Source organism: Caulobacter sp., assembly GCF_017744445.1.
GTDB lineage: Bacteria > Pseudomonadota > Alphaproteobacteria > Caulobacterales > Caulobacteraceae > Caulobacter.
Map to the genome: position 1 here is coordinate 328,690 of NZ_JAGIBH010000002.1, position 13,281 is coordinate 341,970.

The window sequence follows — 13,281 nt, forward strand, 5'->3', positions numbered from 1 at the left end:
CGACGCCGAAATCCTGGTTCATCCCTTCCCTCTTATCACTCCGGCGGATTGATCACGCTCGGGTGCGGGGAAAGTGACAGCCGCCCACCGGAAGGACATGGCGGGAGTGACAAAAGGATTTGCCGGAAGTGACGGAGGCCGCCGGCCTTACGAAATCCGCCGTTCCTTGAGCAAGGCGGTGGCGGCGGCGATCATCGCCGCATCGCCTGAATGGGCGGCGCGATAGGCCGACGGCGCCATGCCCGCCCAGGCGAAGAAGTGCCGCGAGAAGCTGCCCGGCTCGCTGAAGCCCAAGGCGAACCCGATGGCCGTGACGGGCGTGTCGCTGGCCAGGAGGTAGGCGCTGGCCAGCTCTCCGCGCAGGCGGGTCCTGATGTCCTGGAAGCTCTCGCCTTCCAGCGCCAGGTCGTGACGCAGGCGCCGAGGGCGGGTTCTCAGGCGCGCGGCCACGACCTCGATCGGCGCCGACCACAGGCCGGCCTTCTGCAGGTCGACCAGCACCTGCTGGGTCCGCTCGCGCCAGCTGGGCTCACCGCCCGGGGTGGCGAACCAGTCCGGCTCGCTGCCGTAATAGTCGTCGTATTCCTTGATGGAGCCGTGCACCAACCGGACCGTCAGATCGCTGAAGTCGTAGCTGAGCGCATCGACCGGAGCCTCGTAATTCACAGGACAACCGAACAGCGCGAACCGATCAAAGCCGTTGGACTGCACGGGGCGCGGCCCTCTCACCGACACCTCGCGCAGCGCTAGCGGGCGGCCGATCAGCCAGCTGAAGAAGTGGTAGATCCACACGAAGCGGATCCAGACCAGGATGTCGCGGTCGACGCCCGGCACGGTGTGGTACTTGCAGATGTGCTGCAGGCCCGAGCCGTGCTCCTCGGTGATCCCCGGCCCCACGTCCGTCGACATCGCATCCGTGAACCGGATGCTGACGCGCAGGGCCTCCCCGAAGGTGGCGCAGCTCAGGAACGACAGCAGCCGCTCGGTTTCCAGCGCCATCCGGCAGCCCTGCGCCAGGAAGCCGAGATAGACGTCGTCGAGCGAGAACTGGATCTGCCGGACCAGCCTCACCAGCGCGGGTCCGTCGATGGCCGCGTCGGGATTTTCATAGACGCGCGGATCGATCAGGGCCTGGCGCAGAATGGCGTCCGGGTCCTTCCCCTTGAGCACGGCCCCGCTCAACAAGGCGGCCACCGCTCTGCCGTCCAGGCCGTGTTCCAGTGTGCTGTCCTTCCCGTCGTGCCGGTCGCGTTCTTCCAAGCGCGCTCAGCGCTTCATGACACGGCTTGCCGCACCGTCAAGGCGCCCAACGCCAGGGCCCGACACGCTGGTCACTTGTGTTAAATCCCCGCGTCACCCGCGCCATGGCCAAGCCCCTCACCGTCCGACATCGATGAGCCAAATCACGCTCCCGCGAACAAGGGAGCCCCCGGCCTTGCCCCAAAACGCGGGCAAGACGGCGTAAGAACAAAGGGAGGGATACCCGTGGAAAAGTCTTCCAACGGCAAGCTGCGCCTGGCGCTATCGAGCGCGTCCTGGCTGGCGATCGCACTGACCGCGCCGGCGACGGCCTGGGCCCAGGCGTCGGACGCGTCGGATCAGGTCTCCGAGATCGTCGTGACCGGTTCGAGCATCCGCGGCGTGCCGCCGACGGGCTCGAATCTGATCGCCGTTTCGCGCGAGGACATCCGCACCGTCGGCGCGAACACGACGCCGGATCTGCTGGCCAGCGTGCCGCAACTGAACAGCTTCAACACCGCCCCCCGGGCCGCCAACGGCGGCGTGGGCGCCTTCGCGCCGGGCCTGCGCAGCCTGCCGGCCAGCGCGACCCTGCCGCTGATGAACGGCCATCGCCTGGTGGCCGGCGGCACCAACCAGACCAACCCCGACTTTCCGTTCCTGCCCGACCTGGCCATCGAACGCGTCGAGATCGTCGCCGACGGCGCCTCGGCGATCTATGGCTCGGACGCCGTCGCCGGCGTCGTCAACTTCATCACCCGCCAGCACTATTCGGGCGTCGACGCCTCGGTTCGTTACGGCGCGGCCGACGACTACCATACGTTCAGCGCGAGCGGCCTGGTCGGCCATGACTGGAAGAACGGCTCGATCGTCGCCGCCTACCAGTACTCGGAGAACGGCAACATCGTCGGGGGCGACCGCGACTATCGCATCGTCGACTTCCGGCCGTATGGCGGCGTCGATGCTCGCTCGACCGTCTGCCCGTCGCCGAACGTGAAGGTCAACACCACCGCCTATGCCGTCAACTATGCCGCGCCGGGCCTGGCGGCGGGCACGACGAACTACTGCGACAACGGCGCGGTGGCCGACCTGGTCCCCAAGTCGCGGCTGCACAGCGCCTATGTCACGGCGCATCAGGAGCTTAGCGACAGCGTCACGCTGTGGGGCGAACTGCTGTATTCGGATCGCAAGGACACCGTCCGGGCTCCGCCGCCGGCCGCGGCCGGCGCGTCGGGCGGTGTGATCCTCAACAACATCCCGGGCTTTGCGAACCCCTTCTTCAAGGCCCCGCCCGGCACGGGCGCGACCACGGAATTCATCCAGTTCCGCACCGACAATCTCTATGGCGCCGATCACATCGACAATCGCTTCCGCGTCCGGGCCGGCAACTCGTCGGCCGGCGTCGACGCCAAGCTCACCAGCGACCTGAAGCTCAGCGTCTATGGCACCTATGACTGGGCCAAGAACGACTCGTATCTGCCGGCGATCAGCCCGGCCGCGCTCGACGCCGCGGCGGCGGGCACGACGGCCGCCACCGCGCTAGACCCGTTCGGCAACGGCACCGCGCCCGCCGTGGCCGCCAAGATCACCGACTACGCCGGCGATCTGGCCATCGACCAGCGCACCTATCTGGGCGCGGCCAAGATCGATGGCCCCCTGGCCGAGCTGCCCGGCGGCCAACTGAAGATCGCCGTCGGCGCCGAGTATCGGCACGAGACCTTCCAGCAGCGCGGGATCTATGGCGGCTCCCAGGTGCCCGAAAACCTGACCCGCAACATCGGATCGGTCTATGGCGAGCTGTACGTGCCGATCTTCGGGGCCGGCAACCCGGCGCCCCTGATGCGCAGCCTCGCGCTGTCGCTGTCGGGTCGCTACGACCACTACAGCGACTTCGGCTCGACCAAGAACCCCAAGATCGGGATCAACTGGGAGCCTGTCAGCGGGCTTACGCTGCGCAGCACCTACGGCCGCTCGTTCCGGGCTCCGGGCCTGCGCGATGTCGGGGCCACGGTCGGCGCCTACTACTTCAACGCCGCCGCCATCGCCGGCAGCACCTACCGCGACCCGACGCGCGGCTCGGCCCAGGTCGACACCGTATTCCTGCTGGGCGGCAATCGCGGCCTTCAGCCGGAAAGGGCCAGGACCTACTCGTTTGGCGCCGACCTGCGCCCGACGGCCCTGCCCAACTTCCGCGCCAGCGTCACGGTCTACGACATCCGGTACACGAACGTGATCGGCACTCCCGGCGGCGCCATCGCCTTCACCGATCCGACCTTCGCCTCGGTGGTCTATCGCAATCCCACCGCCACGCAGCTCAGCGGCCTGCTGGGCATCGCGGTGCCGGTCAACTTCGTGCCCGGCGCCCTTCCGGCAATCGGCAACCTGCTCGACTTCCGGCAGGGCAATTTCGGCGTGCGCAAGACCAACGGCCTGGATTTCGACATCGGCTATCGCCAGCCGACCGGCTTCGGCGCGGTCTATGCGGGCCTCGCCGGCAACTACATCTTCAAGTTCGAGACCCAGCTGTCGCCGACCGCGCCGGTCTCCGACAGCCTCAAGCTGGGCGTGCCCAAGGCGACCTTGCGCGGCACGCTCGGGGCCCAGGCGGGGCGCTTCAACGCCGTGGCGTTCGTCAACTACCGCGACGGCGTGACGAGCCAGTACGCCACGCCCACCGGCACGGCCAGCTATAGCGCCAAGAGCTACAAGACCGTCGATCTGCGCCTCTCGATGAAGCTGCCCGACACCGGCTTCGCCAAGGGGACGGACGTGGGTCTGCAAGTGAACGACCTGTTCGACCAGAAGCCGCCCTTCTTCCCGGCGACCGATGGCATCGGCGGCGCCTACAACCCGATCGGCCGCTACGTAGCGCTGAACGTGCGCAAGAGCTTCTGACCATGGCCACGCCTTCCAGGCCCCCGACCAGCCCGGGCGCGCGGATCACGCTGGCGATGCTGTGCTTCGTCTATGTGCTCAACTTCCTCGACCGCCAGCTGGTCTCGATCCTGGCCAAGCCCATCCAGGACGGCCTGAAGATCACCGACGGCCAGCTGGGCATGCTCACCGGCTTCTACTTCGCGCTGTTCTACTGCTTCATCGCCATTCCCATCGGCTGGCTGGCCGATCGCACCAGCCGGGTCCGGGTTCTCGCGCTGGCCTGCGCGGTCTGGAGCGCGGCGACGGCGGCCTGCGGCATGGTCGGAAGCTATGGCCAGCTGGTCGTGGCGCGCATGATGGTCGGCGTCGGCGAGGCCGGAGGCGTGCCGCCGTCCTACGCCATCATCTCCGACACCTTCCCGCGCGAGCGGCGCACGACGGCCATGGCCATCTTCAACCTGGGCCCGCCGCTCGGCTCGGCGCTGGGCGTGGCCTTCGGCGCGGCGCTGGCGTCCGCGTTCAGCTGGCGCATCCCCTTCTACGTCATCGGCGCGGTCGGGGTTGTCACCGCCGTGGCCGTGATCCTGATCGTCCGCGAGCCCAAGCGCGGTCAGATGGACGCCGCGACCGCCTCGGCCGCGCCGCGTCTTGGCCTGTTCGCCACGATCGCGCAGTTCTTCGGCGATCCGCTGATGACCGTGGCGTCGCTGGCCAGCGGCGCGGGCAACTTCATCACCTACGGCCTGCTGAACTTCGCGACCCTGTTCCTGATGCGCGAGAAGGGCATGCAGCTGGCCGACGTCGCGATCTGGTACGCCCTGGTGGTCGGGATCGGCATGAGCGCGGGCATCTACGCCTCGGGCCGGATCGTCGACCGGTTCGCGGCGCGCGGCAAAGCCGCCTACGCGACGGTTCCCGCCGTCTCGCTCGTGCTCGCCCTGCCCTTCTTCCTGGGCTTCGCCTGGGCGCCGACCTGGCAGCTGTCCCTGCTGTTCCTGCTGGTCCCGATGTTCCTGAACTCGTTCTTCCTGTCGGCGACCGTCACCTTCGTGCAGGGCGAAGCGCCGCCCGAAAGACGCGTCATCTCCGGCGCGCTGCTGCTGCTGGTGATGAACCTGATCGGCCTGGGCCTGGGCCCGACCTATGTCGGCATGGCCAGCGACCACTTCCGCCCCACCTACGGCCCCCACGCCCTGCAGGCGGCCTATTTCGCGCTCGCGCCCATGTACCTGATCGGCGCGGCGCTGTTCCTGCTCCTCGCCCGCCTGATCCGCCGCCGCGAGCGCGCCTACGAAGGACACTAGTGATGAAGCGTTTCTCGCGCGGCCTGGCCGCGACCTTGGCCGCGGTCCTTCTGGCCAGCGGCGCGACCTCGGCGTTCGCGGCCAGCGACGCTCCGGTCGTCGCGGCTCCCGCCGGCTCCGTCCAAGGCCTGCGCGAAGGGAACGCCGACGTGTTCCGGGCCATCCCCTACGCGCTTCCGCCCGTCGGCGAGCGTCGCTGGCGCCCGCCCGCGCCGATGCCGAAATGGACGGGCGTCCGCGCCGCCCAGACGATGGGCGTGGCCTGCATGCAGCCGCCGATGGGCGCTGGTCCCTATGATCGGGGCAAGGTCCCGATGTCGGAGGACTGCCTCACACTCGACGTCACCGCGCCCGCCAACGCCCGCAAGGCGCCGGTGATGGTCTGGATCCACGGTGGCACGCTGATCTGGGGCTCCGGCCATTCGGAGATGTACGACGGCCAGGAGTTCGCCAAGCGCGGCGTCGTGCTGGTCTCGATCAACTATCGCCTGGGCGTGCTGGGCTATCTGGCCCATCCCGAGCTGAGCAAGGAGTCGTCCGAGGACACCTCCGGCAACTACGGCCTGCTCGACCAGATCCAGGCGCTGAAATGGGTGCGCGAGAACATCGCCGCGTTCGGCGGCGATCCGGCCAACGTGACGATCTTCGGCGAGTCCGCCGGCGCGCTCAGCGTCGAGTACCTGCTCGCCTCGCCCCGGGCGCGCGGGACCTTCGACAAGGCGATCGTCGAGAGCGGCTACCTCTTCACCATGCCCGAACTGCGCGGCAAGCGCGGCGAGGAATTCGCGGCCGAGGACATCGGCCTGTGGCTGGCCGGCAAGCTGCAGGCGCCCAACCTCGCCAAGCTGCGGGCCATGGATGCGCGCCAGCTGGTCGAAGACGCTTCCAAGGCCGGTTATCCGCCTTATGGGACAATCGACGGCAAGATCCTGAAACGCCAGCTGGTCGACACCTTCGATCACGGCGAGCAGGCGCCGGTTCCGCTGATCGCCGGCTTCAACAGCGGCGAGATCCGTAGCCTCCGCTTCCTGGCCCCGCCGGTTCCCACTAGCCCCGAGGCCTATGCCGAAGGGATCAAGGCCCGCTACGGCGATCTGGCCGACGACTATCTGCGCCTCTATCCGGCGACCGGCGACCTGGCCCAGGCCGGTCTGGACAGCACGCGAGACGCCGTCTTCGGCTGGGCTTCCGAGCGTCTCGTGCGTAAGCAGGCCTCGCTGGGCCAGCCCGCATACCTCTATTATTTCAGCCACAGCTACCCCAGCGCGGATAAGGCCGGCCTGACCGGCTTCCACGCCAGCGAGGTGCCCTTCGTCTTCGGCACGATCACCAAGACGCCGCCGGCTTGGCCGGCGATCCCGGACACGGCGGGCGAGCGCGCGCTCTCCAGCGCGATGCTGGACTACTGGACCAGCTTCGCCCGCAGCGGGAAGCCGTCGTCCGGGCAGGCGCCCGTCTGGAACGCCTTCGGTTCGGCGAACGCCTTCATGACCTTCGCCGACAGCCCCCGGGTCTCCACAGGTTTCATGCCCGGCATGTACACTCTGCACGAACAGGTGATGTGCCGCCGCCGGGTTGACGGGAGCCAATCCTGGAACTGGCGCACGGGCGCGTCCGCGCCGGTCTTGCCCTCTCCGGCGGCGTCATGCTCATCGACGCCCTAGGATGGGCGTAGCCTGCCTTAAGCTCGAAAAGCATCCGGGATGGCGCACGGCGGAAAAAGCATTGCGCGCCACGTCTCTCCCGTCTTTGCGGGACAGACGATCCCTGCCCACGCGATAGCGCCGGCGATTTCGCAGCCCCAAGACGCCTTTGAGCTCTTGCTGCGCCCCAAGCTTCACAAGGTTTAGCCGCCGAAGCCGGATCGGCCTGAAGAGCCTGAACCGCCACCATTTTCTGACGGTCTGGAAGTGACCGTGTGCAGCATGGTGGTGTCGCAGAAGCCCTTGTGCGCTCTGGATTTTCCAGATTTCGCAGGCAGTTCATGGGTTGGGAGGAAATGGTGGACGCGACAGGGATTGAACCTGTGACCCCTACGATGTCAACGTAGTGCTCTCCCGCTGAGCTACGCGTCCGCCGAAGCGATCCGAAGCGTCTTCGAGAAGACGTCCCGGCCGGGAAGGTGTGGGGGTATAGCGGCGGCTTTTCCGGTAGGCAAGCCGCCTTTCGAAGTTTTTTAGGCCGCCATCATCTTTTCCACCTCGGCGACCAGGTCGCGCAGGTGGACGGGCTTGGACAGCACCTTGGCGCCGGCCGGCGCGCGGTCCTGCGCCGACAGGGCCACGGCGGCGAAACCGGTGATGAACATGATGCGCAGGGACGGATCGCGGGCGGCGGCCTGGCGGGCCACCTCGATGCCGTCCATGCCGGGCATGACGATGTCGGTCAGCAGCAGGTCCCAGGGGGCTTCCAGGTGCTGGACGGCTTCCTCGCCGTCGGCGCAGGCCTGGACTTCGAAGCCGGCGCGCTCCAGCGCCCGGGCCAGGAAGCCGCGGAGGGAATCGTCGTCTTCGGCGAGAAGGATGCGGGCCATCAGGTCACGTGTCCGGAAGATGTGCGTCGATAGAGGAGCCACCTTACCGCGCGCATCGTAAATCGGGGATGAACCTAATCGTCGCGGGTCGCAGCCGGCTGTGGACGGATCGCGCTATTGGGGCCCTTGCGAATTATTCGCGTTTGACCCCGGACCGCCCGCCTTCGATGATGGCGGCATGAGCGCTTGGCGGCCCCTCTCCGGCGATGACTCGACGACCGCGCCGCTGGAGACCCTCGGCGGGCCGGCGTTCGAGATCACGCGCGCCGCCCCGGCCGGCGCGCCGCCGCCGACGGCCCTGGTGTTCGCCTCGCCCCATTCCGGAGACGTCTATCCCGAGGACATGACCTCGGCCGCCCGCCTGCCGGTCGAGACCCTGCGCGCCTCGGAGGACGCCTTCGTCGACCGGATCGTGGCCGGGACCCCCGCTTTGGGCGCCAGCCTGATCCGCGCTCGCTTCGCCCGCGCCTATGTCGACCTCAATCGCGAGCCGTGGGAACTGGATCCGGCGATGTTCGAGGGCGAGCTGCCGGAATACGCGCGGGGCCGCACGGCGCGGGTGGCGGCGGGGCTCGGCACGATCCCCCGCATCGCCGGCGAGGGCCGGCCAATCTATGCCCGCAAGCTGACCTTCGCCGAGGCCAAGGACCGGGTCGAGCTGGCCCACCGGCCCTATCACGACGCCCTGGACCGCCAGCTGGCGGCGGCGCGGACGGCGCACGGCGTGGCGGTGCTGATCGACTGGCACTCGATGCCCGCCGCCGCCGCGCGCGGCCAGCGGGCCAAGGGCGGCGGGCCGTGCGACATCGTGCTGGGCGACCGCTTCGGCGCGGCCTGCTCGCCCAAGTTGACCGGCCTGGTCGAGCGCGAGCTGGAAGGCCTGGGCTACCGCGTCGTGCGCAACGCCCCCTATGCCGGCGGCTACACCACCGAACACTACGGCCGCCCGGCCAAACGCACCCACGCCCTGCAGATCGAGATCAACCGCGCGCTCTATATGAATGAGACCACGCGCGAGCCGACCGAAGGGCTGGCCAGGCTGACGGCCGACGCCGAGGCGCTGACCCGGGCGCTGGCGGGGTTGGATGTGGGGGAGCTGCGCTAGGCATGCTTCCCGCCCTCGCCGCCGCACTCGCCCTGGCAGCCCCTGCCTCGACCGCCGGCTGGGACGGCGTCTACAGCTACACCTATGACGGCGGCCGCACGGCGGGCGGGTCGCCGATCCTGGTCACCTGGCGGCTGACGCTGAAAGACGGGACCTGCCAGTTCCACGGCGAGGGCTTCCAGACCCTGGAGACCCTGATCTGCGACACCCAAGCCTCGCCCGAAGGCCTGACGGTGCGGTTCCTGCGTTATCCGCCCCCTGCGGCGGGCAATCGGTTCGGGGTCCAGACCTACAAGCCCGGCGCGCCGCTGTTCGTGCTGTCGCGATCGGACGGGCGGCTGCTGACCCGCTGGACGGGCTTCGTCCCCGACGAGGGCGCGACGCGCTCGCCCGCCCCTTTCTTCAAAAAGGTCCGCTGATGCGCGTGTCCAAGGTCGTGATCGCCCTGCTGGTCGTGGCCGGCGTCGCCGCCGCCGGGATCTTCGCCTACGAGGTCGCCCGGCCGCGCGTCCATCCGATCAAGCAGGCCGACGCGGCGAAGTACGGCGTCCAGGCCGCCCAAGCCCCGGTCGATCCGGCCGATCCCCGCACGTCGCTGTTTGGCCTGGCCCGCGCCCTGGACGGCGACACCCTGCTGATCCAGGGCGTCGAGGCCGATCTCTGGACGATCGACGCGCCGGAACTGGCCCAGACCTGCGAGGACAAGGATGGTCGCTCGTGGGCCTGCGGCGAGGCCGCGCGCGAGCATCTGGAAAAGTTGATCGGCGGACGCCAGGTGGCCTGCCGCCCGGAAGGCCCGCCGACCACCGACGGTCGCTGGCTGGGCCTGTGCTTCGTCGCCGACGCGCCCTGCCCAGACGCCACAGAAGAGGGCGCGACGGGCGCTTGCGAGTCGGATCTCAAGTCCTTGAACCTGGCCATGGTCGAGGACGGCTGGGCCGCCGACTTCGAGGGCCAGTACGCCGACTCCGAGAGCGCCGCCCAGGACCGCAAGGCCGGACTGTGGGCGGGCAAGTTCGAGTCGCCCGCGCAGTGGCGCGCGCGCGAGCTGCCGCGCGACCTGACCACCCAGCCCTAGCGGGGCGCTCCCGGCGGCAAGGCGAAGCGAATCGTGATTCCGGGCATGCGGCGCTGCACCTGCACCGCGTTCGGGCCCGTCACGTCGACCTGGTAATAGGTCATGGCCATCAAGGCCGCGCCGCCGAAGCCCAGGCCTTCGGGGTTCTCGCCCCGCACCACGCAGTCGCCGAAACTTCCGTCGCGGCGGATCACGCATTCCAGCGTGGCGGCGCCCTCGACTCCGGCCCGGCGGGCGGTGGCGGGGAACAGACCGGCCAGGACGTCCGGCGACGGCGATTTCAGGATTCGCAGCGGCGGCAGGCGCTGCTGGGCGGGCGTCACACTGGTGACACCGACGGCGGCCAGAAGAGCCGCCCCGAACATCATGCGCCGTCGTTTCAAAGCTTACCCCCCGGTTCGCTCTGCAATCGTCAGCAGTGGGAGGGATCGACGCTTTTCTGTCAAACGCCTGCGCGCTGAACGGGAACCCAAGGGCCTTTCGCGACCTCTAGGTCCGCTCAGGCCAAAAAAAAGCCCGGTGAAACCACCGGGCCAGTTCATTAGGGAGGAAACGCCCAGGAAGGGCAGAAGCGGCAGCGCCGCCTCACAGGATTGTTTATAGGGTGCGGCGCAAAATTAGGCAAGCGGAAAATTGCGCTTCAATGTCGATTTTTCGACAGGGGATTGAGGCAACCCGTTGCTGCACAAGGATTACGTAACGGCGCTATTTGAAATAGCCTAAAAATTGTGCATGTTGCAGCGCACAATTTGTTGCGTTTGAAACGGTCTCTCGAGCAAACATCGCGCAAAGCCAAGCCGGATAAGGCTTTGCGAATGACACCGGTTACCTGCGACAAGTGTTTCACAGCGTCAGGGCTAGATAAATCGAGCGCAGTCGCGTAAAAGCCGCGCGCCTGACGCGTGATGCGTCATCCCCTATTCCTCCCGAAAGTCCGTCCGCCCCCATGTCCATGCGAAATATCGCCATCATCGCGCACGTCGATCATGGCAAGACCACCCTCGTCGACCAGCTGCTGGCCCAATCGGGCGTCTTCCGCGCCAACGAAGCCACGACCGAGCGCGCCATGGACTCCAACGACCAGGAGCGCGAGCGCGGCATCACCATCCTGGCCAAGTGCACCAGCGTCCTGTGGAACGGTGAAGCGGGCGAGACCCGCATCAACATCATCGACACCCCCGGCCACGCCGACTTCGGCGGTGAGGTCGAGCGCATCCTGGGCATGGTGGACGGCTGCGTCCTGCTGATCGACGCCGAGGAAGGCGTCATGCCGCAGACCAAGTTCGTGCTGACCAAGGCGCTGAAGATGGGCCTGCGCCCGATCCTCTGCATCAACAAGGTCGACCGCGCCCACGCCGATCCGGACCGCGTCCACAACGCCGCCTTCGACCTGTTCGCCGCCATCGGCGCCACGGACGAGCAGCTGGACTTCCCGCACATCTACGCCTCGGGCCGTTCGGGCTGGGCGACGCTGGACATGAACGTGCCCAGCGACAACCTCGCCCCGCTGTTCGACCTGATCGTCCGCCACGTGCCGGAACCCAAGCAGGTCGCCAAGAAGGACGAGCCGTTCCAGATCCTGAACGTGCTGATCGAAAGCGACCCGTTCCTGGGCCGTCTGCTGACGGGCCGCATCGAGAGCGGCCGCGCCGTCCCCGGCATGGCCATCCACGCCCTGGACCGCAACGGCAAGGAAATCGAGCGCGGCCGCATCACCAAGGTGCTGGCCTTCCGCGGCCTGAAACGCCAGCCGATCGACGAGGGCGCGGAAGCGGGTGACATCGTCGCCATCGCCGGCATGTCCAAGGCGACCGTGGCCGACACCCTGTGCGCCCTGGAAGTCACCGAAGCCCTGCCCTCGCAGCCGATCGACCCGCCGACCATCTCGATGACCGTCTCGGTCAATGACAGCCCGCTGGCCGGCCGCGAAGGCGACAAGGTCCAGTCGCGCGTCATCCGCGACCGCCTGCTGAAGGAAGCCGAGAGCAACGTCGCCATCAAGGTGACCGAGACCAGCGAAGGCGACGCCTACGAAGTCTCGGGCCGCGGCGAACTGCAGCTGGGCGTTCTGATCGAAAACATGCGCCGCGAGGGCTTCGAGGTCTCGATCTCGCGTCCGCGCGTCGTGTTCCAGACCGACCCGGAAACCGGCAAGCGCCTGGAGCCGATGGAAGACGTCATGATCGACGTCGACGACGAGTTCTCGGGCATCGTCATCGAGAAGCTGTCGCTGCGTAAGGCCGAGCTGAAGGACATGGGTCCGTCGGGCGCCGGCAAGACCCGCATCCAGCTGACCGCCCCGTCGCGCTCGCTGATCGGCTATCAGGGCGAGTTCCTGACCGACACGCGCGGTTCGGGCGTGCTGAACCGCGTGTTCAGCCACTACGAGCCCTACAAGGGCGCGATCGACCAACAGCGCAAGGGCGTGCTGATCTCGAACTCGGACGGTGAAACCGCGGCCTACGCGCTGTGGAACCTGGAAGAGCGCGGCGTGATGTTCGTCGGCGCCGGCGAGAAGACCTACCTCGGCATGATCATCGGCGAGAACGCCCGTTCGGACGATCTGGACGTCAACCCGATGAAGGCCAAGCAGCTGACCAACGTCCGCGCCTCGGGCAAGGACGAGTCGATCCGCCTGACCCCGCCGCGCAAGATGACCCTTGAACAGGCCATCGCCTATATCGAGGAAGACGAGCTGGTCGAGGTGACCCCGAAGAACATCCGCCTGCGCAAGCAGATCCTGAACCCGTCGTTCCGCAAGCGTCGCGTCAAGGAAGAGTAGTCGTTTACGACCACTGAGATTGGGGCCGCCGTTCGCAAGGACGGCGGCCTTTTTCTTTGGCCTGCTCCCCCTCCCCCCACTCCGCTTCCCCGGCGAAAGCCGGGGCCCAGATGGAAGAATGCTGGGGTGGGCTCTAAGAACGCGGGGCCATTCCACTCAGCCCCAACGCCATGAGATCTGGGTCCCGGCTTTCGCCGGGAAGACGGGCCAGGGGCGGATTACGTTAGGTCAACTGAACTCACCCCCTCGAATACCGCCGCCCTACTCATTTCACCCCTCAATTTACTCCGCGAATTCGAGACCTTAACCGCAGGTTTACCCGGCCGAACGATGGTTACCGAGGGGGACTTCCGCTCCGTCGAA

At 67.8% G+C, this 13,281-nt stretch carries 9 protein-coding genes, 1 tRNA gene and 1 pseudogene; 7 read left to right on the plus strand and 4 right to left on the minus strand.

Features of this window, described 5'->3' with window-relative positions; translation table 11 throughout:
• Positions 1-147: 147 nt before the first annotated feature.
• Entirely contained in the window at positions 148-1,260 is a 1,113-nt protein-coding gene (locus J7528_RS04885; RefSeq protein ID WP_291871814.1) for an AraC family transcriptional regulator, read from the minus strand.
• Between the two features lie 225 nt (positions 1,261-1,485).
• On the opposite strand from J7528_RS04885, the gene J7528_RS04890 reads away from it, so the two are divergent.
• Genes J7528_RS04890 through J7528_RS04900 form a run of 3 tightly spaced genes read left to right on the plus strand, consistent with a single transcriptional unit; the run spans position 1,486 to position 7,084 of the window.
• Positions 1,486-4,134, plus strand: a complete 2,649-nt coding sequence (locus tag J7528_RS04890; RefSeq protein ID WP_291871815.1) for a TonB-dependent receptor — start codon at positions 1,486-1,488, stop codon at positions 4,132-4,134.
• A 2-nt stretch (positions 4,135-4,136) separates the two neighbouring features.
• Entirely contained in the window at positions 4,137-5,420 is a 1,284-nt protein-coding gene (locus J7528_RS04895; protein WP_291871816.1) for an MFS transporter, read from the plus strand.
• Between the two features lie 2 nt (positions 5,421-5,422).
• Positions 5,423-7,084, plus strand: coding sequence for a carboxylesterase family protein (locus J7528_RS04900; protein WP_291871817.1), 1,662 nt, complete (start codon positions 5,423-5,425; stop codon positions 7,082-7,084).
• A gap of 336 nt (positions 7,085-7,420) precedes the next feature.
• On the opposite strand, the gene J7528_RS04905 is transcribed toward J7528_RS04900, so the two are convergent.
• Both J7528_RS04905 and cpdR read right to left on the minus strand, forming a co-directional pair.
• Positions 7,421-7,495: transfer RNA gene (locus J7528_RS04905), tRNA-Val, on the minus strand.
• Between the two features lie 101 nt (positions 7,496-7,596).
• Positions 7,597-7,953: a cell cycle two-component system response regulator CpdR gene (gene cpdR / locus J7528_RS04910; protein ID WP_291871818.1), complete on the minus strand. Its 357-nt coding sequence runs from the start codon at positions 7,951-7,953 to the stop codon at positions 7,597-7,599.
• A gap of 178 nt (positions 7,954-8,131) precedes the next feature.
• On the opposite strand from cpdR, the gene J7528_RS04915 reads away from it, so the two are divergent.
• Genes J7528_RS04915 through J7528_RS04925 form a run of 3 tightly spaced genes read left to right on the plus strand, consistent with a single transcriptional unit; the run spans position 8,132 to position 10,136 of the window.
• A complete protein-coding gene (locus tag J7528_RS04915) occupies positions 8,132-9,058 on the plus strand; it encodes an N-formylglutamate amidohydrolase (RefSeq protein WP_291871819.1) in 927 nt (308 codons plus the stop codon).
• Positions 9,059-9,060: 2 nt separating this feature from the next.
• A complete protein-coding gene (locus J7528_RS04920) occupies positions 9,061-9,477 on the plus strand; it encodes a DUF5991 domain-containing protein (RefSeq protein ID WP_291871820.1) in 417 nt (138 codons plus the stop codon).
• Positions 9,477-10,136 (plus strand): thermonuclease family protein, encoded by a 660-nt coding sequence (locus tag J7528_RS04925; RefSeq protein WP_291871821.1) that lies wholly within the window; start codon positions 9,477-9,479, stop codon positions 10,134-10,136. Before J7528_RS04920 ends, J7528_RS04925 begins: the two co-directional genes overlap by 1 nt.
• Here the strand turns inward: J7528_RS04925 and J7528_RS04930 are convergent.
• Positions 10,133-10,438: pseudogene (locus tag J7528_RS04930) on the minus strand (energy transducer TonB); the annotation flags it as partial. The gene J7528_RS04925 and the pseudogene J7528_RS04930 overlap by 4 nt on opposite strands.
• A 644-nt stretch (positions 10,439-11,082) precedes the next feature.
• On the opposite strand from J7528_RS04930, the gene typA reads away from it, so the two are divergent.
• Positions 11,083-12,918 (plus strand): translational GTPase TypA, encoded by a 1,836-nt coding sequence (gene typA, locus J7528_RS04935; protein ID WP_291871822.1) that lies wholly within the window; start codon positions 11,083-11,085, stop codon positions 12,916-12,918.
• Positions 12,919-13,281 lie beyond the last annotated feature (363 nt).

Coding starts and splice junctions, on each gene's coding strand:
- J7528_RS04895 (WP_291871816.1), top strand. CDS start 4,137: ATGGCCACGCCTTCCAGGCCCCCGACCAGCCCGGGCGCGCGGATCACG.
- J7528_RS04900 (WP_291871817.1), top strand. CDS start 5,423: ATGAAGCGTTTCTCGCGCGGCCTGGCCGCGACCTTGGCCGCGGTCCTT.
- cpdR (WP_291871818.1), bottom strand. CDS start 7,953: ATGGCCCGCATCCTTCTCGCCGAAGACGACGATTCCCTCCGCGGCTTC.
- J7528_RS04915 (WP_291871819.1), top strand. CDS start 8,132: ATGAGCGCTTGGCGGCCCCTCTCCGGCGATGACTCGACGACCGCGCCG.
- J7528_RS04920 (WP_291871820.1), top strand. CDS start 9,061: ATGCTTCCCGCCCTCGCCGCCGCACTCGCCCTGGCAGCCCCTGCCTCG.
- J7528_RS04925 (WP_291871821.1), top strand. CDS start 9,477: ATGCGCGTGTCCAAGGTCGTGATCGCCCTGCTGGTCGTGGCCGGCGTC.
- typA (WP_291871822.1), top strand. CDS start 11,083: ATGTCCATGCGAAATATCGCCATCATCGCGCACGTCGATCATGGCAAG.